The following is an 18,813-nucleotide window of genomic DNA, read 5'->3' as shown; positions in this document are numbered from 1 at the left end:
GGGAGGAGATGGGAGAATGAACGTGCTCCGTTATGGTATGGTTTTGATTTTGCTGCTGCCGCTAGTGGCTGGCTGTGGCAAAAAGGCTGATCCACGGCCACGCCGCCTGGTGGTGCCCAAGGCAATAACCGATGTAAACCTTGATGTCAGGCCTGGAGCGCGCTTTCTGGTCTGGAGTGTCCCCGGCGAAAACACCGATGGCTCCCGGCCTGCCGATATTAAGGAGTTTGTTGTCTTTGCCAAAACCCTGAAACAGGGTGATGAGGGCTGTGTTTTTTGTGATGAAGGGTTTGCTGTTTTGGCCAAGGTTGCCGTTTCTCGGCCGGAAAAAGGTCATCGTCTAGGCGATCGGATCTATTATCCCTTGCCTGCCGTGGCTGCTGATCAGCTGCAGGCGATAAAAGTGCTTTCTGTCAACCGTTATGGTTGGCAAAGTGAACCTTCCAATAAGATTAAGGTGTATGGCTTTGATGCCTATGGCCCTCCCGCTGAGGTTCAGTGTGACCCCGGTGCCTCGGTGGTCACCGTGACCTGGATGGCGCCAAAGAGCGAATCCTCATCTTCGGTAGTTCCTGAGATTTACGGTTACCGGGGCTACCGGCAGGGAGAAGATGGTGACTGGTTGAGGATTACGCCTGAAATACTTACCGATCGCCAGCTTGTTGATGTGGGGCTTAAGGACTGGCAATCCTATACCTATGCGGTTACCACGGTTTCGACCTATCAGGGAACACCTTGGGAAAGCCGGCTGTCGCAGCCGGTTGCGGTGGTCCCCGGTGATTATACCGTTCCTGGACCTGTCCAGGGCTTTACGGCCTTTGCCCACCAGGGAGGTGTCCAGTTGATATGGCAGGCGAGCCGGGAACCTGATCTCCTGTTCTATCGAGTCTATAAATATGAAGTTGATACGGGAAAATCCTATATTCTCGAGCTACCGCCACCGGCAACCGATTATTTTGATTCTGCCATTATGGCGGGCCGGCAATATGGTTATCGTATATCGGCCGTTGATTCATCGGCCAGACACAACGAAAGCGATTTGTCACCGGAACAAAAGGTTTTGGTGAAGTAACGCTTGGATCATTACCGAAGAAAGAGAGGGGCAATGCATACTTTTTTGTATAAAAATGATGAATTGTTCTGCGAGCAGGTTCCGGTTGCTGAGATCGCCCGCCAGCAGGGCACTCCTTTTTATCTCTATAGTCAGGAGACTCTCAGCCGCCATTATCAGGTTTTTGATGAGGCGTTTGCCGGCATTGATCATCTTGTCTGCTACTCCGTCAAAGCCTGTTCCAACCTCAGTGTTATTTCCCTTTTTGCCGGTTTTGGCAGCGGTTGTGACGTGGTCTCCGGTGGTGAGCTGTTCCGCGCTTTAAAGGCCGGGGTGCCCGCGGCAAAAATTGTTTTTTCCGGGGTTGGCAAAACAGCCGCAGAGATCAGCGCGGCGCTCGACGCCGGAATTTTGATGTTTAATGTCGAGTCTTCACAGGAGTTGGAAGCCATTAATGGCATTGCGGGAAAAATGGGCCGGGTTGCTCCCGTGTCTATTCGGGTTAATCCCGATGTTGATCCCCAGACCCACCCGTATATTTCTACCGGGCTGAGCGGCAATAAATTCGGTGTACCCATGGCCGAAGCCATGACACAGTTTCAAATTGCTGCCAGGCTTCCTCATGTTGAGGTGATTGGCGTCGATTGTCACATAGGTTCCCAACTGACCCAGGTCAGCCCCTTTCGCGATGCCATGATTCGGGTTAAATTGCTGGTTGAGTCTTTGCGCCGGCTTGACATGGAGATTCGTTTTCTTGATATTGGCGGCGGCCTGGGAATCACCTATGATGCCGAAGTCCCGCCGCTGCCCAAGGAGTATGCCGAGGCGGTTATCGATGTACTCGGTGATTTGCAATGTACCCTGATTATGGAACCCGGTCGGGTGCTGGTCGGCAATGCCGGCATTATGGTGACCAAGGTTCTTTACACCAAACTGGGGGCGACCAAGAAATTTGTCATAGTCGACGCTGGGATGAATGATCTGGTACGACCCAGCCTCTATGGTGCTTATCAGAATATCATTCCTGTGAACCGGGCAGCCAGCGGCGATTCCGCTGATCTTCAACCTGTTGATGTGGTGGGCCCCATATGCGAATCGGGGGATTTTCTTGCGCAGGATCGCCCCCTGCCGTCGGTTTGCCAGGGTGATTTGCTGGCAGTTATGAGTGCCGGTGCCTACGGGTTTACCATGTCGTCAAATTATAACTCCCGTCCACGGGTGCCTGAAATTCTGGTTACCGGCGATCACTACCGGGTGATCCGCCAGCGGGAAACTTTTGCTGATCTGATCAGGGGTGAGCTTCTTTCGTAAGGGGTGGGCTTTGGTATGGTGCATGATTTGCTTAGTATGACCGGTTATGGGGAATCGCGGGCCGAGATCGGCCCTTATGCGGTTGAGGTTACTGTCCGGTCCGTTAACTCCCGTTACCTGGACTTTCGTTTTAAAGCACCGTCCATGTGCTCCCATCTGGAGCCTCTGGTGCGCAGAAAAGTTCAGCAGAGGCTTTTGCGCGGCAAGGTGGATCTGAATCTTCAGGTAAGTGTTGCTCCTGATGCAGGGGAGCAGGCCGTTCAGGTAAACAGGGGGCTTGCGAAAGCGTATAAGGAGCTGTTTGAGACCCTGCAGCATGACCTTGCTCTGCAGGATGGTGATATCCCCTTAAGCCTGATTGTCGGCCAACGGGACGTTCTGCAGACCATGCCAGATCCTGCGTTGATGCGCAGCCATACGGACGCATATCTGGCTGCAGTCGAACAGGCATTGGAGATGATGGTGGCGATGCAGACCGCAGAGGGGGAGGCGTTAAAGGTCGAGCTTTTGGGACGTTGCCAACTGCTTGAAGGGCTGATTGGGGAGGTAACCGAATGCGTGAAAACGCTGCCCGCTATTCTTCGTGATCGGCTTGTCGGTCGTATCACGGAGCTTCTTGATGGTGTTGGCCTCGTGGATGAAAACCGTATTTATCAGGAAGCTGCGCAACAGGCTGAAAAGGCGGATGTTACCGAGGAGATTGTACGTTTTAAAAGCCATTGTCAGCAGTTTTGTGCCACGGTGGCAGGCGGCAAAGGCGCTCGCGGTAAAAAACTCGATTTTATTATTCAGGAGATGCTGCGCGAAATTAATACGGTTGGCTCTAAATCATCATTGTTGCCGGTTGCTCAGCATGTCATCAGGGTGAAGGATGAACTGGAGAAGCTGCGTGAACAGGTGCAGAATGTTGCTTGACGTTTCCGTGCTTCTGTTGCAATAGACTGGGGGCCATCATGGGTAATCGTTTGTTGAATATTGGGTTAGGAAACTCGGTGGTTGCCTCACGGGTGGTGGCCATTGTAACCCCACTATCGGCTCCGATGAAACGCCTGAAGGATGATGCCAAGTCGCGGGGTAAGTTGGTTGACGCCACCCTTGGGCGTAAAACGCGGGCCTTGATCATTATGGACAGTGACCACGTGATTATGTCTGCAATCCAAGCGGAAACTATTGCCCAGCGCTTTGACGATCGTGAGGCGGTTGCTGAGCCTGTGTATGCTGACGGGAATGCTGCCAATGGCTAATGTCAATGGCGGTATGCTGCTTGTTTTATCTTCGCCTTCCGGCGGGGGTAAAAGCACTCTGGGGCAAAAAACTATCGCTCGCCTCGATAACCTGCGCTATTCTGTTTCCTATACAACCCGCAGCCCGCGTGCAGGGGAGCAGGATGGAACGGCATATAACTTTATCTCTTTTGAGCGGTTTTCCCTGCTGATAGACGAAGGCTTTTTTCTTGAGTGGGAAAGGGTCCATGGTAACTTTTATGGCACCGGTAAAAAGAATATTCAAGAGATTCTTGCCAGCGGCCATGATGTGCTGCTTGATATCGATGTCAAAGGTGCCCAGCAGGTCCGCAAACAGTTGCCCGGCCAAGTGGTGACGGTTTTTGTTTTACCTCCTTCAATGGTGGTTCTTGAATCACGCCTGCGCAGCCGGGCAACCGATGATGAGGAGGTTATTGCCGGCCGGCTGAAAAACGCTGTTGAAGAAATTGGCCATTGCCAAAGCTACGACTATCTGGTGGTTAATGATGATCTTGATGCAGCGGTTGCCCGGTTGGCGAGCATCATTATTGCTGAGCGCTGTCGCATGAGTCGGCAGCAGGCGTTTTTGAAGCGGTCCGGTTATGTGTAGTAGAAGTCCGTGCCGGTGTGAGGTGGCGGTGTGTCGTAATGCAGCCGGCATTTTATTCTGATTGCCACGTGAGGTGGTTCAACGACCGCCGCTGGAATTAACGCCGGCGAATGCGGGTGATTGTGAGAGATCGTTAATTGCATAAAGGAGAGTAGGATGGCGCGAGTAACAGTAGAAGATTGCCTTGAGAAGGTAGAGAATCGTTTTGAACTGGCTGCGCTGGCTTCCAAACGGGCCAAGCAGTTATTTAAGGGGCAAAAACCTCTGGTTGGTCAGTATAAGAATAGGCCCATTGTCATGGCGTTGCGTGAGATCGCTGCCGGCAAGGTATGGCCAGAGTATGAATAGTGAGTTTGTTTCTGCCCGTTGTTGATGGATATGTAACAGCCCTGGTAAGCAATGGTACAGTAATAACTTCAGCGTCACAATGCATAACACCTGTGGGCCGCGATGCCCTGCAGTGGTGCAGGATTACGAAGAAAATGGTCCTGCGAAGCCATGATGGTTGTAGGGTGTCATGAAAAGAGGACCCGTAGGTCCTCTTTTTTGATGTTATGATGTCCCTTCAACTTCAGGTACTGTTGTTGCTGATCTGCTGTGCCTGGAGGCTGGGGCCATGTTTCACGTGAAACATGGCAGGTGGTTGATAGTTGTGTGTTCTGATATCAGTGCGTGCCAGCCGTGGTGGTGGCTTGCCGCATCAAGGGAGCTGGCGCTATGAGAGGGCAGATAGGGGAGTGATGATGAGACTTGGGATTTACGGGCTGCCAAACAGCGGCAAGACAACCGTTTTTAATGCGCTTACCGGCCTGGCTGTTGAAGCCGGTCCCGTGGTGACGGCAAGCCTGGAGCCGCATATTGGCATGGTCAGGGTTCCTGACCGGCGAATAGATCACTTGGCCAGGATTTATCAGCCAAAAAAAACAACCTTTGCCGATATTGAGTTGATAGACCTGATGGGGATTGTTCCGGGTGGTGGAGATGCTTCGCTCGGTCGACGGGTACTCAATCAGGTGCGCGATGTTCAGGGGCTGCTGCAAGTCGTCAGGGGGTTTGCCAGCAGCCAGGTTCCGGCCTATGAAAACCGGGTGGCGCCGGTAATCGATGTCGACCTGTTGGAAATGGAACTGCTGTTTGCTGACCTTGAGCTGGTGGAACGGCGACTTGAGCGGATCGTCACAGGGTTGCAGAAGGGGCAAGACAAGGCACGGCTACTCAGGGAACAGGAAGTTCTGGAGCGTTGCCGGGCAGCTCTTGAAGATGAAAAGCCCCTGCGCGACATGGTGTTTACCGGCGAGGAGCAGCTTATTTTGAATACGTATCAGTTCTTATCGCAGCGCCCCGAGCTGGTGGTTCTCAACCTCGATGAGGATAGCAGTGAAGCAGATTCACAGAATATTGTCACTAAGGTCAAAGAGAGGCTGGGACACGGGAGAACCGATGTTATTGCCCTTTCCGCCCGGGTGGAAATGGAAATTTCCCAACTTGACGCCGAGGATCGGCAGGCGTTCATGGACGACCTGGGAATTGAGGTGCCGGCTCTTGAGTTGGTTGTCCAGCATGCCTATCAGCTCCTGGGGCTGATTCCTTTTTTCACGGTCGGTAAGGATGAAGTAAAGGCCTGGACCATAGAGATGGGGACCACGGCGGTAAAAGCGGCAGGAAAAATTCATTCGGATATTGAGCGGGGGTTTATCCGGGCGGAAGTTCTGGCCTACGATGATTTCGTTGCCTGCAATGGTGATTTTGTCAAAGCCAAGGAGACCGGCAAACTGCGTCTTGAAGGCAAGGAGTATGTGGTTCAGGATGGCGACATTATCAACTTTCGGTTCAATGTTTGATGGCATTGTAAGGGCTCTATTTTTTTTGCGTTGCACAACAACCTTTGTTGCCGCGGGGCACGGGCAAGGCAATCGATCCCCAGAGTATGCAACCCGCCGAATGCCAGCGCATCTCGCAGCTGGGGTTACTGATCTCAAGAGGCGTGTTGCAAGTTCACCGATGGTTGACGCCATCATGCGGGTTGCTCCCGATTGTGGTGCATCGCCTTGGTAGACTTGGGAGCGCGGAGATAAGGTTAATGAATATGGAACGATGTAATCGTTTTCCCCGAAAGCCAACGGCCTTATATAATGCCGACCGGCTGGGGTGCGAGCGATGAAAAAAGGTAAACTCTATCTCATTGATGGCAGTTCGCTGATCTATCGGGCATACCACGCAATTCCCCCATTGACGACGGTTACTGGTCAGCCTACCAATGCCATCTATGGCTTTACCACCATGATGGTAAAGCTTTTGGAGGAGGAAAAGCCGGGCTATATTGCTGTTGCTATGGATGCCCGACGACCAACCTGGAGAAACAGGGTTTATCATGACTACAAGGCTACCAGGCCGCCCATGCCAGCCGATCTGGTGCAGCAACTTCCCTATTTCACCAGGATTATTGAAGCATTGGGAATCGGCGTTTTGCAGTGCGATGACTACGAGGCTGATGATGTCATTGCCACCTATACCCGGCGGGCGGTTGAAAGTGGGTATGAGGTGGTTGTTGTTTCCGGGGATAAGGATCTCATGAGCCTGGTCGGCGACGGTGTGGTTATGGTTGATACCATGAAAGAGAAAACCTATGGTATTGACGAAGTGGAGGAGCGCCATGGGGCTTCGGGGGAGCGGTTGCTCGATCTGCTGGCGCTGGCCGGTGATAAATCGGACAATGTTCCCGGCGTCCCGGGGATAGGGCCAAAATCGGCACTTGCTCTGCTGCAGCAGTTTGGTTCGCTGGAAAACCTGCTGGCTTCTGTGGATGATATCGGGCGTCCCGGCTGGCGGCAGAAAATTGTGGAACATGCAGATTTGGCTAGGATTTCCAGGACATTAGTGACCTTGGCTGATGATGTCCCCTTGTCGATTCCAATGATGGACCTGGTCCGCCGTGAACCTGATTATGCGCAGCTCCAGGATCTATTTCAGGAGCTTGAGTTTTACCGGCTGGCAAAAAAAATTGCCCCCCGCAAAGCCATAACAACCACCGGCTACCAGTTGATTCTGGCAAAAGAGCAGCTTGAAAATTTCTGTCGACAGCTGAAAGAACAGGATGGCTTCGCCATTGATACGGAAACGACCTCCCCGGATCCCATGGCGGCAACGTTGGTGGGGATCTCGGTGTCGTGGACAGATGATGCGGCCCACTATATTCCGGTTGGCCACCGGTCGGATGTGGCACCCCAGCAGGTCAGTCTGGGTGATGTCGTTGCCTGCCTGGGGCCGCTGCTGGCCAATCCGCAGATTGAAAAATGGGGCCATAATATCAAATATGATATGATTGTCCTGGCCAGAAGCGGCCTGCCACTGGCAGGCAATGTCTTTGATACCATGATTGCCTCCTATGTCATCAACCCTTCGCGACATCGGCACAGTCTTTCGGCGATAGCCCAGGAACTGCTGCATCATACACCAACGGAGTTTAAAGATCTGGTGGGCAGTGGCAAGCGGGCAAAAACCTTTGATGCAGTTGCACTGCCGCAGGCCCGCGATTATGCTTGTGAAGATGCACGCCTGACTTCGCTGCTGCACCAAGAACTGGCGGAAAAACTTGTTCAGGAGGGGCTTGATGACCTCTTTCATGAGTTGGAAATGCCGCTGATGCCGGTGCTGATGCGCATGGAAATGGCGGGGGTGAAGCTCGACATCGCTCTGCTGCAGGAGCTTTCAGCTGATTATCGCGACAAACTGGCGATGATGGAAGAGGATATCTATGCATTGGCCGGGCGTTCTTTTAACATTAGCTCTCCCAAGCAGCTGGCCGTGGTGCTCTTTGACCAGCTGAACCTGCCGGTTCTCAAGAAAACCAAAACCGGTGCCTCAACGGATGTAGATGTATTGACAGACTTGGCACAGCACCATCCGCTGCCGGAAAAAATCCTCAGCTACCGCTCCCTGGCCAAGTTGAGATCGACCTATCTTGAGGCGCTACCGAAATTGGTCAATGCGACTACCGGCCGGGTACATACCTCATACAATCAGACGGTAACTGCCACCGGTCGGCTCTCATCGAGCGACCCGAACCTGCAGAATATTCCCATCCGTGGCCAAGAGGGAGGCAATATCAGGCGGGCATTTGTCGGTGAACGAGGCAATCTCATTATGTCGGCGGACTACTCGCAGATCGAACTGCGTATTCTGGCCCATTTATCCGGGGACCGGGAACTGGTGGCTGCTTTTGAGCGGGGAGAGGATATCCATGGCCTGACGGCGGCGAAAATTTTCGGCGTCTTGCCCCTGATGGTGACTCCGGATATGCGGCGGGAGGCAAAGGTGGTCAATTTTGGGGTGTTGTACGGCATGAGCGCCTTTGGTCTGGCCAAGGAGTTGCGGATTGACAGGGGAACGGCAAAAGCTTATATAGAAAACTATTTTGCCACCTACGGGCAGGTGAAAAAGTATTTTGATCGTCTGGTTGCTGAAGCGGAGCAGCAGGGTTATGTGACCACCATGTTTGGTCGACGCCGTTACCTGCCGGAAATTATTAGCCGGAATCCCAATCGGCGGGAAATGGCCAGGAGAATGGCGGTCAACAGTCCCATCCAGGGCTCGGCAGCGGATCTGATCAAACAGGCGATGATCACCATCGACCGGCGTCTGGTTGCCGAAGGGTGGCAATCAACCATGATCATGCAGGTTCATGACGAACTGGTTTTCGAAGTGTTTCCGGCTGAACTTGAGGCCCTGAGGGAGATGGTCCGTAAGGAAATGACAGAAGTCGCCGCCTTGCGGGTGCCACTGTTGGTGGACATTGGGGTGGGTAACAACTGGCTTGAGGCCCATTAAGAGATGAGCATGGATTTTCAGCAGACCCTTGAATATCTCTATAACCTGGAACACTTCGGCATCAGCCTGGGACTGGAAAACATCAGCCAGCTGACAGCCGCATTCGCTAATCCCCAGGACCAGCTGCCCATTGTCCATGTGGCAGGCAGTAACGGCAAAGGTTCGACCATCTCATTCCTCAAAGATCTGGCACGGGAAGCCGGTCTCAAGGTCGGGGTCTATACATCGCCGCACCTGCGTCACTTTTCTGAGCGGATTGTTGTTGATGGCAATCCCATCACCGAAGAGGAGATTGTCTCGCTGACCAGGGAGCTGAAGCCGGTGGCCGAAAGCATTCCCCGGATCGTTACCTTCTTTGATTTCACGACGGCGATGGCCCTGATCCATTTTTACCGCTGTCGACCTGACCTGGTTATTCTGGAAACCGGCTTGGGGGGTACCCTTGATGCCACGAACGTGGTAGCCAGCCCCCTGCTGACCATCATTACCAATATTGCCTTGGAGCATGAGGAATACCTGGGGAATACGCTGTTGGCGGTGGCCGGGGAGAAAGCCGGCATCCTGAAGAAACGGACGCCGCTGATCTCCGGAGTACGCAACCGGCGGATCAGGGACTTTCTCGAAGGGCGAAATCGCACCCTGGGCGGCACGACGTTTTTTCTCGGTCGTGATTTTCGCCTGCGGAAGAAAAACGATGGCTTTTTCAGCTATCTGGGCTTGACGAAACGCATTCCTCAACTCCACCTGCGGATGCTGGGTGATTATCAGAAAGAGAATGCTGCTTTGGCTCTTTGCGCCCTTGAGTTGCTGCAAAACCAAGGCCTACTAAGCATAAATGATGACCAGGTGCGTAAAGCCCTTGAGAAGAGTCACTGGCCGGCGCGGCTGGAAAAAATCGGCGAACAGCCGGATTTTTACGTTGACGGTGCCCACAACCCCCATGGTGTGCGGGCGTTGGAACCGGTCTTGCGGCAACTGGCCGAGGGCCGCCGGTTGATTCTGGTGATTGGGGCAATGAAAGATAAGCGGGTGGAGGCCATGGTTTCGCGCTTGGCGCCACTGGCGGCCGAAGTAATTGTCACCCGGGCGCAACTGGACCGATCCTGTTCAACAGAACAACTGTATGTCGCGGTGAAGAAGTTTTGCCCGGAGGTTTTCCGTACCGAAACAATTGCCGAGGCGGTGGAACTGGCCAGGGGTAGGGCAGGCGTGCATGATCTGGTGTTTCTGACCGGCTCTCTGTATTGTGTTGGTGAGGCACTGCAGTTGATGGATAATGGTGGCAAAAATAAAAAATGAGCAGGGCATGAAGAAAATCGGCGTGCTCTATGGTAGTCCTCGCCGGCAGGGCAATACTGCCCGCCTGACCGGTCAGGCAGTCAGAGGGGCCCGCGACAGTGGGGCAGAGGTGGTGGAGTTTGTCCTGCGGGATCTTAAAATTTCTCCCTGCCTGGAGATCTACGGCTGCCGTCAGAACGGCCGGTGTGTGATCAAGGATGATTTTCAGACGGTGGTTGATGAGCTTGAAAGCTGCCAGGGTATAATCTTAAGTTCGCCGATCTTCTTTTATGCGGTCAGCGGTCATACCAAGGCTTTTATGGACCGCTTCCAGTCGCGCTGGGTAAAAAAATACTGGCTTGACAAAGTGCCCTTTAATCAGCCCGGCAACTGGAAAAAAGGGTTGTTTATCGCTGCTGGCGCAACCCGGGGTAGGCAGTTGTTCACTGGCGCAGCGCTGACTGTCCGCTATTTCTTTGATGCCCTAGACACGGAGCTCTGGCGTTCACTTCTCTATCGTGGGCTGGACGGGGCCGATGATGTGCTTAGCTATCCAGAATATCTTGAAGAAGCCTATCAGAGTGGGAAAGACCTGGTTCTGTCGTTGCAGGAAGGACAAGCTTAGACGTTGTACGGGGTTTTGCCGGATGCTATAACGGCGACGATTGTGCCAGACGGCAGATCAGAAACATCACCGTGCCGAAATGAATGAAAGCCCGATAAAACAATCAGGCTTTCCGGTAAGCAAGAGGAGAGTTAATGAGCGCGACAGGTTATGAGGAGAAAGGGAGGGCAGCGCATTTCATGCTGTTCCTTTTCGTGCTGGTTGTGGTGATGATGGTCTTGCCGGTTGATGCTGGTGCTGTTTTTGACGGAGCGCCGGCCGCTGATACGGTCAATATTGAAGCCCGGCATCTGCTCTACGACAAGGTCCTGAACCGGTATGTCGCCCAAGGAGAGGTGGTGGTCACCCAGGAGTCGATGGAACTCAAGGCTGACCGGGTGATTCTCGACAACCGGACGCGGGAGTTTGAGGCCTGGGGTAATGTGCTCATGCGTGACCGGGGAGATTACCTTGCCTGCCGTTACCTGAAGTTCAATCTCGATACCAAGACCGGTGTGGTTCAGCAGGGGCGGGTGTTCATCAAGGAGAAGAATTACTATATCACCGGTGACCGCATAGACAAATTAGGTCCCGATGAATACCAGGTGGAGAAGGGCATCCTGACCACCTGTGATGCCGCCAAAGCTGCCTGGCAGATCGACTGTGATTCGGCGCACGTTACCAAAGACGGTTATGGGGTGGTGGACGGTGCGGTGTTCAAGGTCAAGGAAGTGCCGGTTATCTATCTGCCCAAGGGAATATTTCCTGTTAAAACCAGCCGGCAAAGCGGACTTCTCTTCCCCTACCTTGGCTATGGGCAGGAGGATGGTCTGGTTACCAAAAATGCCTATTTCTGGGCGATTGATGAAAATCAGGATGCCACATTTTTCCTTGATACCTACGGCCATCGAGGGGCTGGAATTGGCGCTGAGTACCGCTACGTGCTGAATGAAAGGGCCAAAGGGGAGGTGAGAGGCAGTTATCTCCATGATGATCTGGCGAAGGACAAGGAGCTGTACCCCAACACGGAGGTTGACCGCTGGTCATTTGCCGGCCGCCATTATCAGGACTTTGCCAATGGTGCCATGTTGCGTGCCCATCTGAATTTTGTTAGTGATAATGCCTTCCTTGATGATTTTCCCGATGCTTTTGCCGCGACCTTTATCGATGCGCTGGATGATGTGGACTATCAGACGGATAACGAGCTGCGTTCCAACATCTTTCTTGCAAAAAACTGGAGCTATGCCAACCTGACGGCGGAGTTTCTCTACTATGATTCGCTGGTCAAGCCGCATAATGATGCAGTTATGCAGCTTTTGCCCCAGATAACCCTGACCGCTTTTGAACAGCAGCTGGGAACCAGCCCGTTTTATGGGCAGCTGGATGCAAGCTACGTCAATTTCTGGCGGGAAACCGGGGATCGGGGGCACCGTTTCGATCTCTATCCAAGGGTTACCCTTCCTTTCCACCTTGGTCCTTTGGAAGTGACCCCTGGTGTGGGGGTCCGCGAAACAGCGTATATGACCGACTGGGAAAATGAAGGTTCAGAAACTGCCTCCCGGGAGCTTTATGAGGCAGGCGTCGAGGTAAAGACAGTTCTGGAGCGTGTCTATGACGCCCAGGTTCTGGGGATTGACCGGTTGCTTCATACCATCGAGCCGACGGTCACCTACTGGTACGTTTCAGATGAGGACCAGAGTGATCTGCCGCGTTTTGACGCGCTTGACCGCCTGTATGAGCAAAACAACATTACCTATGGCCTGGTCAGCCGCCTCATCGGACGATTCCCGCGCCCCAGTGGTGAGGGCTATACCTATCACCAATATCTCAAAGCCAAGGTTAGCCAGTCCTACAACCTTATTAATGAGCCGAACGGCGACCAGTTTTCTTCCACTGACGATTTTTCCAACATTGAAGCCCAGCTGGAATTCTGGAGCAGGAAGTATTTCTATGGCAAGGTTGAAGGTGAGTTTAATCCTTATGATACCTGGCTGGAAAGTTTTTCGTCGCTTGCTTCATGGCATGATACGCGCAATGATCGCCTGTCCTTGGAATATCGCTATGAGCGTGACCGGCTGGAAGAATATACCCTGACCGGCTATCTTCCCCTGCTGATGACCCTTGATCTGTATGGCAGTATTCGGTATTCGCTGCTTGACAACCTGCTGTGGGAGAGTGTTTATGGCGTTAACTACCATCCCCAGTGTTGGGCGATCGATTTTTCGGTGGCCGAAGAGCATCAGCCCTATGATCTCCAGTTCAGAATGCTGTTGACGCTCAACGGCTTGGGATCATTTGGTCAGTAGACGGATCACTGATTGATCTTCGGAGTCCGGCTGCATCTGCAGTCCCTACGTAGGGATGTCAGCTGAGGTTTCTTGCGGGCATTAAGTCTTGACAAGGAATCATCTTTTATAATATTGCATGCAGTATCCAATAGTGAGGGCCTTGCGAACTACATTACAGGTTTTTTGTGCCTGAAGGCAGGTGTAAGGAAGATCGCAAATACCTTGCAACGGGTGGATTGCCACGCTGACGGCATGTTTTTTTGCAGTATTTACGGGTGGGGAGGCGGGTTGTAAGCTGCTGGCGATACCTGTAAAAACATCCTTAAGGAGGAAGGGAATGACGCAATACGAAGCAGCAATTGCACGGCTTGAAGAGATGAATAAAACCGCGGAACTTGGTGGTGGTGAAGACCGGATTGCCAAGCAGCATGAGTCCGGGAAAATGACTGCCAGAGAGCGGATGCTGGCATTTTTTGACCAGGGTAGCTTCGAGGAAATTGACAAATTTGTTACCCATCGCTGCACCGATTTTGGCATGGAAAAGAAAAAAATTGTCGGCGATGGTCTGGTGAGCGGTTACGGTAAGGTCAACGGCCGGCTGACATTTGCGTTTGCGCAGGATTTTACCGCCATTGGTGGCACCCTCAGCGAAACCAATGCCCAGAAAATTTGCAAGGTGCTGGATATGGCCGCCACGGCCGGCGCACCCTTTGTCGGTCTCAACGATTCAGGTGGCGCCCGAATTCATGAAGGCGTAGCAAGCCTGGGTGGTTATGCCGAGCTGTTTTATCGGAATACGATCTATTCCGGCGTTGTTCCCCAGATTTCCGGTATCCTCGGTCCTTGTGCCGGTGGCGCGGTGTATTCCCCGGCAATTATGGACTTTATCGTGATGACTGAGAAAACCAGTTATATGTTTATCACCGGTCCCAACGTTATCAAAACGGTAACCAACGAAGATGTGACCCAGGAAAAGCTGGGTGGCGCTTCAACCCATATGAGTGTCAGCGGTGTTGCCCACCTGGCGGCTAAGGATGACCAGGGAACCATTGATACCATCAAAAAGCTCCTCAGCTACCTGCCCCAGAGTAACAGGGAGAAAGCCCCCCTTTATCCGTATGACGGCGAGGTGGAGCCCATCCTGCCGGAATTAAATGAGGTGGTGCCTGCTGACCCCCGCCGGCCCTATGATATCAAAAAAATCATCAAGGGGGTCGCGGATTACAATGAGTTTTTTGAGATTCAGCCCCGATATGCGCCCAATATGGTGATTGGTTTTGCCCGCTTCAATGGCGAGTCAGTGGGGATCATTGCCAACCAGCCCAACTTTATGGCCGGCTGCCTGGACATCAATGCTTCTGATAAATGTTCCCGTTTTATCCGTTTTTGTGATTGTTTCAATATCCCGCTGCTGACCTTTGTTGATGTTCCCGGATATTTGCCCGGGACGGCCCAGGAATATGGCGGCATCATCCGTCACGGTGCCAAAATCATTTTTGCCTATGCCGAGTCAACGGTGCCCAAGATTACTATCACCACCAGAAAATCCTACGGTGGTGCCTATTGTGCCATGTCTTCTAAACAGCTGCGTTCTGACATCCATTTTGCCTATCCCACCGCTGAATATTCCGTCATGGGTCCCGACGGGGCGGTGAATATTGTTTTCGGCCGCGAACTGAAAAGTTCTGATGATCCGGAAGCAAAACGCCGGGAACTGACTGATGAATACCGGGAAAAGTTTGCCAATCCCTACCGAGCGGCTTCCTATGGTTTTGTCGATGAGGTGATAAAACCGGAAATGACTCGGATTAAAATTATTCGGGCGCTGGAAATGCTCCAGGATAAGGAAGAGGAAAAACCGTTTAAGAAGCACGGGAATATTCCCCTTTAGTTCAGTCCGTCACCCGTGTAGATGCGTAGATGAAATGAATGGGTGGTGGTTGGTGACGGGGATGGCGTCCTGAAAGCCCGGGCGTCTTTGCTGCACCGATCAACAGTGAATGGAAGCCCTGGTGACCGTTGCGGGAAGTAGCCCAGCGGGCCTGGGGAGAGGGGGTTTTATTACATCAGTGTCCAGACGCCGCTGGCGTCACTGGGACAAGGGAGGTATGGAGGCATGACCTGTAAAGAACATTCACAGCAGTTGGAACAGCGTCAGCAGCAGTGGCAGGCATTGGTGGACAAGGCCTGTGCCCGCTTTCCTGAGCGGCGTGAAAGTTTCACCACCACATCTGGCATTGAAATGAAGCGCCTTTTTACGCCGGCGGACTGTCCTGCAGAAGAGTACGCTGATAACATCGGTTTTCCCGGGGTCTATCCCTTTACTCGCGGGGTACAGCCGACCATGTATCGTGGACGTTTCTGGACCATGCGCCAATACGCCGGTTTCGGCTCGGCAGAGGAAACCAACAAGCGATATAAATATCTGCTGGAAAACGGCCAAACCGGGCTGAGCGTAGCTTTTGACCTGCCCACCCAGATCGGCTATGATTCGGACCATGAACTTTCTGAGGGTGAAGTTGGCAAAGTTGGCGTTGCCATCGATACGCTGGCTGACATGGAAACCCTTTTTGATGGGATTGCGCTTGACAAAGTCAGCACCTCCATGACCATTAATGCGCCGGCCGCGGTTCTACTGGCCATGTATGTGGCGGTGGCTGAAAAGCAGGGAGTAAGTTCCGAACAGCTGCGGGGGACGATTCAGAATGATGTCCTGAAAGAGTATTTTGCCCGTGGGACCTATATCTTTCCTCCCTCCCCATCGATGAAAATCATTACCGATATTTTTGCCTACTGCAAGGATCATCTGCCCAATTGGAACACCATCAGCATCAGTGGTTACCATATTCGTGAAGCCGGTTCCTCGGCGGTCCAGGAAGTTGCTTTTACGCTCGCTGACGGCCTTGCCTATGTAGATGCCGCCGTGAAATCCGGCCTTGATGTCGATGACTTTGCCACACGGCTTTCCTTTTTCTTCAATGTCCACAATACCTTTCTTGAGGAGGTGGCCAAGTTTCGTGCCGCCCGCCGCCTCTGGGCCCGATTGATGAAAGAGCGCTTCGGCGCCAAAAAACCAGCGTCCATGATGCTGCGCTTCCATACCCAGACGGCGGGTTGTTCGCTCACCGCTCAGCAGCCGGATAACAATGTTATTCGGGTAACCATGCAGGCCCTCGCTGCTGTTCTTGGTGGTACCAATTCCCTGCACACCAATTCCCGCGATGAAGCGCTCTGTCTGCCGACTGAGGATTCGGTACGTATTGCTTTGCGTACCCAGCAAGTTATTGCTTATGAGAGTGGTGTGGCAGACAGTATTGATCCACTGGCCGGGTCCTATCTGGTGGAATCCCTGACCAGCCAGATAGAAGAGCAGGCGATGGCCTATATCAAGAAGATTGACGATCTCGGCGGCGTTGTGAAGGCAATTGAGGCGGGATATATCCAGCAGGAAATCGGTGACAGCGCCTATGCCTATCAGAAAGCGGTGGAAGCTAATGAAACCGTGATCGTCGGCGTCAACAAATTTACCGTCGAGGAAGCCCCTCCTGCAAACCTGCTGACCATCAAGCCGGAAATGGAGCTGAAGCAGAAATCCAAGCTGGCCCAGGTAAAGGGTGGCCGGGATAATGATGCGGTTGGTGCCGCCCTTAAGGAGTTGCAGCAGGTGGCAGAAACCGGTGGGAATCTGATGCCAGCCATTGTGTCGGCGGTCAGAACGTATGCCAGCCTGGGAGAAATTTGCGGAGTCTTGCGCCACGTTTATGGAGAATACCGGGAGCTGTAGCCCATGCCTGGGTCCTTACAAGGGAGGAAATAATGATGGCTAAACGGATAAAAGTATTGGTTGCCAAACCTGGTCTTGACGGGCATGATCGCGGTGCCAGAGTGGTTGCCCGAGCGCTCAGGGATGCCGGCATGGAAGTTATCTATACCGGTATTCGCCAAACCCCTGAACAGATTGTTGCGACGGCAATTCAGGAAGATGTTGACGCGGTGGGACTCAGCTGCCTGTCTGGAGCTCATAACAACCTGTTTCCCAAGGTTGTCCAGCTTCTTAAGGACAAGGGGGCGGCCGACATTTTGGTTTTTGGCGGCGGCATCATTCCTGATGCTGACATCCCGGGGTTGAAAGCGGCCGGTGTTAGGGAGATTTTCCGGCCCGGATCCTCCACCGAGGAGACGATCAAGTTTATTCATGAGTATGTGCAGGTCTAGAGGGGTTTTGATTGGATACCATTATTACAGGTCTCTTGGCCGGCAATATCCGGTCGCTGGCTAAAGCGATAACCATTGTTGAAAATGACCGGCCCGGGAAAAAGGAGCTGCTCAGGGCTTTGTTTCCGAAAACCGGCAATGCTTTTCTCATTGGTATTACCGGTCCTCCAGGAGCTGGAAAAAGTACGCTTACCGACAAATTGATTACCCAGCTGCGCAGCCAGGGAAAATCCGTGGGGGTGATTGCCGTTGATCCTTCAAGTCCCTTTTCCGGCGGCGCCATTCTGGGAGATCGGATTCGTATGCAGCAGCATGCCCTTGACGAAGGGGTGTTTATCCGTAGCATGGCAACTAGAAGCCACCTGGGCGGCTTGGCAAAGACAACGGTGGATGTGATCCACCTGCTTGACGCTGCCGGCAAAGATGTTATTATTGTCGAAACAGTGGGCGTTGGTCAGGATGAGGTTGATATTGTCAAAATAGCCCATACCACCGTGGTGGTTATGGTCCCCGGCCTTGGGGATGCCATTCAGATTGCCAAAGCCGGAGTGATGGAAATTGCCGATATCTTTGCAGTGAATAAAGCCGATCGCGAGGGTTCGGCAAAGCTGGTCAATGAGTTGCGGGCCATGCTGGATATGGCAACCGGCGACTGGAAGCCGACCATCCATCAGACGGTTGCCAGAGATGATGTGGGCATCGGGGAGCTGTTGGCAGGCATCTATGCCCACCGCGAGTATGTCCAGCAGGCTGGTTTGGACGAGGAAAAATTCAGAAGCAATGTCCAGCAGGAATTGAGAACCTATCTGATGGACGGGATTGTCGATCTGGCTGCCTCTTTTCCGGGCTTTGGGCAGTTGGTCGACGACGTGTGCCGCAAGGAGTTGACTCCGCTGGAGGGGGCGGAGAAGCTGTTTAGTGAAATGGGTGTCAGTTGCTGCTGGCAGAAAACAGGGGGAGATGATGTTGGAGAAAATTGATCATATAGGTATTGCTGTCCATGATATCGAAGAAAGCTCCCGATTTTATCGTGATATGCTGGGACTCGAAGCCCATGGCGTGGAGGAGGTTCCTTCCCAGAAGGTAAAAGTTGCTTTTTTCAAAATTGGCGAGACCAATATTGAGTTGGTGATGCCAACCAGTGAAGACTCGCCGGTGGCCAAGTTTTTAGCCACTAAAGGGGAAGGGATTCATCATGTCTGTTATGCCAGCAGTAATATCGAAGAGGATGTCCAGAGTCTGATGGAGAAAGGAACACGGATGATTGATGAGTCGCCCCGCCCCGGTGCCCACGGTGCCCGGGTTGCGTTTATCCATCCTAAAAGTTCCCGCGGGGTGCTGACGGAGATATCGCAGAAGTAGCATTGTTCAGATAAATTGTACTT

16 protein-coding genes are annotated in these 18,813 nt (G+C 52.8%); all 16 read left to right on the top strand.

The genetic code is table 11. The features are described from left to right. The first annotated feature begins 16 nt into the window (after positions 1 to 16). The gene (locus tag JXO50_09705) at positions 17 to 1,072 is read left to right on the top strand and encodes a hypothetical protein (protein MBN2333364.1); all 1,056 of its coding nucleotides are present in this window, start codon (positions 17 to 19) and stop codon (positions 1,070 to 1,072) included. Between the two features lie 33 nt (positions 1,073 to 1,105). Further along, positions 1,106 to 2,362 (top strand): diaminopimelate decarboxylase, encoded by a 1,257-nt coding sequence (gene lysA / locus JXO50_09700; GenBank protein ID MBN2333363.1) that lies wholly within the window; start codon positions 1,106 to 1,108, stop codon positions 2,360 to 2,362. A gap of 15 nt (positions 2,363 to 2,377) precedes the next feature. Continuing rightward, positions 2,378 to 3,277 carry a YicC family protein gene (locus tag JXO50_09695; GenBank protein ID MBN2333362.1) on the top strand — a complete coding sequence of 300 codons (900 nt, stop codon included), beginning with the start codon at positions 2,378 to 2,380 and terminating at the stop codon, positions 3,275 to 3,277. A 38-nt stretch (positions 3,278 to 3,315) separates the two neighbouring features. Beyond that, positions 3,316 to 3,606: a DUF370 domain-containing protein gene (locus tag JXO50_09690; protein ID MBN2333361.1), complete on the top strand. Its 291-nt coding sequence runs from the start codon at positions 3,316 to 3,318 to the stop codon at positions 3,604 to 3,606. After that, entirely contained in the window at positions 3,599 to 4,216 is a 618-nt protein-coding gene (gmk, locus tag JXO50_09685; protein ID MBN2333360.1) for a guanylate kinase, read from the top strand. The genes JXO50_09690 and gmk overlap by 8 nt, the downstream gene beginning before the upstream one ends. Before the next feature lie 156 nt (positions 4,217 to 4,372). Next, positions 4,373 to 4,564, top strand: a complete 192-nt coding sequence (locus JXO50_09680) for a DNA-directed RNA polymerase subunit omega (GenBank protein ID MBN2333359.1) — start codon at positions 4,373 to 4,375, stop codon at positions 4,562 to 4,564. 395 nt (positions 4,565 to 4,959) lie between these two features. Continuing rightward, complete coding sequence (ychF, locus tag JXO50_09675; GenBank protein ID MBN2333358.1) at positions 4,960 to 6,057, top strand: redox-regulated ATPase YchF; 1,098 nt, start codon at positions 4,960 to 4,962, stop codon at positions 6,055 to 6,057. Between the two features lie 316 nt (positions 6,058 to 6,373). Next, positions 6,374 to 9,043 (top strand): DNA polymerase I, encoded by a 2,670-nt coding sequence (gene polA, locus JXO50_09670; GenBank protein ID MBN2333357.1) that lies wholly within the window; start codon positions 6,374 to 6,376, stop codon positions 9,041 to 9,043. Positions 9,044 to 9,052: 9 nt separating this feature from the next. After that, complete coding sequence (locus JXO50_09665) at positions 9,053 to 10,342, top strand: bifunctional folylpolyglutamate synthase/dihydrofolate synthase (protein ID MBN2333356.1); 1,290 nt, start codon at positions 9,053 to 9,055, stop codon at positions 10,340 to 10,342. A 7-nt stretch (positions 10,343 to 10,349) separates the two neighbouring features. Then, complete coding sequence (locus JXO50_09660) at positions 10,350 to 10,946, top strand: flavodoxin family protein (protein MBN2333355.1); 597 nt, start codon at positions 10,350 to 10,352, stop codon at positions 10,944 to 10,946. 134 nt (positions 10,947 to 11,080) lie between these two features. Further along, positions 11,081 to 13,231 carry an LPS-assembly protein LptD gene (locus JXO50_09655; GenBank protein ID MBN2333354.1) on the top strand — a complete coding sequence of 717 codons (2,151 nt, stop codon included), beginning with the start codon at positions 11,081 to 11,083 and terminating at the stop codon, positions 13,229 to 13,231. A 319-nt stretch (positions 13,232 to 13,550) separates the two neighbouring features. Then, a complete protein-coding gene (locus tag JXO50_09650; GenBank protein MBN2333353.1) occupies positions 13,551 to 15,104 on the top strand; it encodes a methylmalonyl-CoA carboxyltransferase in 1,554 nt (517 codons plus the stop codon). Positions 15,105 to 15,329: 225 nt separating this feature from the next. Next, the gene (locus JXO50_09645) at positions 15,330 to 16,997 is read left to right on the top strand and encodes a methylmalonyl-CoA mutase family protein (GenBank protein ID MBN2333352.1); all 1,668 of its coding nucleotides are present in this window, start codon (positions 15,330 to 15,332) and stop codon (positions 16,995 to 16,997) included. Between the two features lie 32 nt (positions 16,998 to 17,029). Further along, a complete protein-coding gene (locus JXO50_09640) occupies positions 17,030 to 17,428 on the top strand; it encodes a cobalamin B12-binding domain-containing protein (protein MBN2333351.1) in 399 nt (132 codons plus the stop codon). A gap of 11 nt (positions 17,429 to 17,439) precedes the next feature. After that, the gene (meaB, locus tag JXO50_09635) at positions 17,440 to 18,408 is read left to right on the top strand and encodes a methylmalonyl Co-A mutase-associated GTPase MeaB (GenBank protein ID MBN2333350.1); all 969 of its coding nucleotides are present in this window, start codon (positions 17,440 to 17,442) and stop codon (positions 18,406 to 18,408) included. Further along, positions 18,392 to 18,790: a methylmalonyl-CoA epimerase gene (gene mce, locus JXO50_09630; protein ID MBN2333349.1), complete on the top strand. Its 399-nt coding sequence runs from the start codon at positions 18,392 to 18,394 to the stop codon at positions 18,788 to 18,790. Before meaB ends, mce begins: the two co-directional genes overlap by 17 nt. Positions 18,791 to 18,813: the final 23 nt, after the last annotated feature.

The sequence above is a fragment of the Candidatus Anaeroferrophillus wilburensis genome (genome assembly GCA_016934315.1).
In the GTDB taxonomy this organism is placed as follows: Bacteria; Desulfobacterota; Anaeroferrophillalia; order Anaeroferrophillales; family Anaeroferrophillaceae; genus Anaeroferrophillus; species Anaeroferrophillus wilburensis.
This window is presented reverse-complemented; position numbering and strand designations above follow the sequence as displayed.

Excerpts from the sequence above, each read along its gene's own strand:
- JXO50_09705 (MBN2333364.1), top strand. The coding sequence starts at position 17 with ATGAACGTGCTCCGTTATGGTATGGTTTTGATTTTGCTGCTGCCGCTA.
- lysA (MBN2333363.1), top strand. The coding sequence starts at position 1,106 with ATGCATACTTTTTTGTATAAAAATGATGAATTGTTCTGCGAGCAGGTT.
- JXO50_09695 (MBN2333362.1), top strand. The coding sequence starts at position 2,378 with ATGGTGCATGATTTGCTTAGTATGACCGGTTATGGGGAATCGCGGGCC.
- JXO50_09690 (MBN2333361.1), top strand. The coding sequence starts at position 3,316 with ATGGGTAATCGTTTGTTGAATATTGGGTTAGGAAACTCGGTGGTTGCC.
- gmk (MBN2333360.1), top strand. The coding sequence starts at position 3,599 with ATGGCTAATGTCAATGGCGGTATGCTGCTTGTTTTATCTTCGCCTTCC.
- JXO50_09680 (MBN2333359.1), top strand. The coding sequence starts at position 4,373 with ATGGCGCGAGTAACAGTAGAAGATTGCCTTGAGAAGGTAGAGAATCGT.
- ychF (MBN2333358.1), top strand. The coding sequence starts at position 4,960 with ATGAGACTTGGGATTTACGGGCTGCCAAACAGCGGCAAGACAACCGTT.
- polA (MBN2333357.1), top strand. The coding sequence starts at position 6,374 with ATGAAAAAAGGTAAACTCTATCTCATTGATGGCAGTTCGCTGATCTAT.
- JXO50_09665 (MBN2333356.1), top strand. The coding sequence starts at position 9,053 with ATGGATTTTCAGCAGACCCTTGAATATCTCTATAACCTGGAACACTTC.
- JXO50_09660 (MBN2333355.1), top strand. The coding sequence starts at position 10,350 with ATGAAGAAAATCGGCGTGCTCTATGGTAGTCCTCGCCGGCAGGGCAAT.
- JXO50_09655 (MBN2333354.1), top strand. The coding sequence starts at position 11,081 with ATGAGCGCGACAGGTTATGAGGAGAAAGGGAGGGCAGCGCATTTCATG.
- JXO50_09650 (MBN2333353.1), top strand. The coding sequence starts at position 13,551 with ATGACGCAATACGAAGCAGCAATTGCACGGCTTGAAGAGATGAATAAA.
- JXO50_09645 (MBN2333352.1), top strand. The coding sequence starts at position 15,330 with ATGACCTGTAAAGAACATTCACAGCAGTTGGAACAGCGTCAGCAGCAG.
- JXO50_09640 (MBN2333351.1), top strand. The coding sequence starts at position 17,030 with ATGATGGCTAAACGGATAAAAGTATTGGTTGCCAAACCTGGTCTTGAC.
- mce (MBN2333349.1), top strand. The coding sequence starts at position 18,392 with ATGTTGGAGAAAATTGATCATATAGGTATTGCTGTCCATGATATCGAA.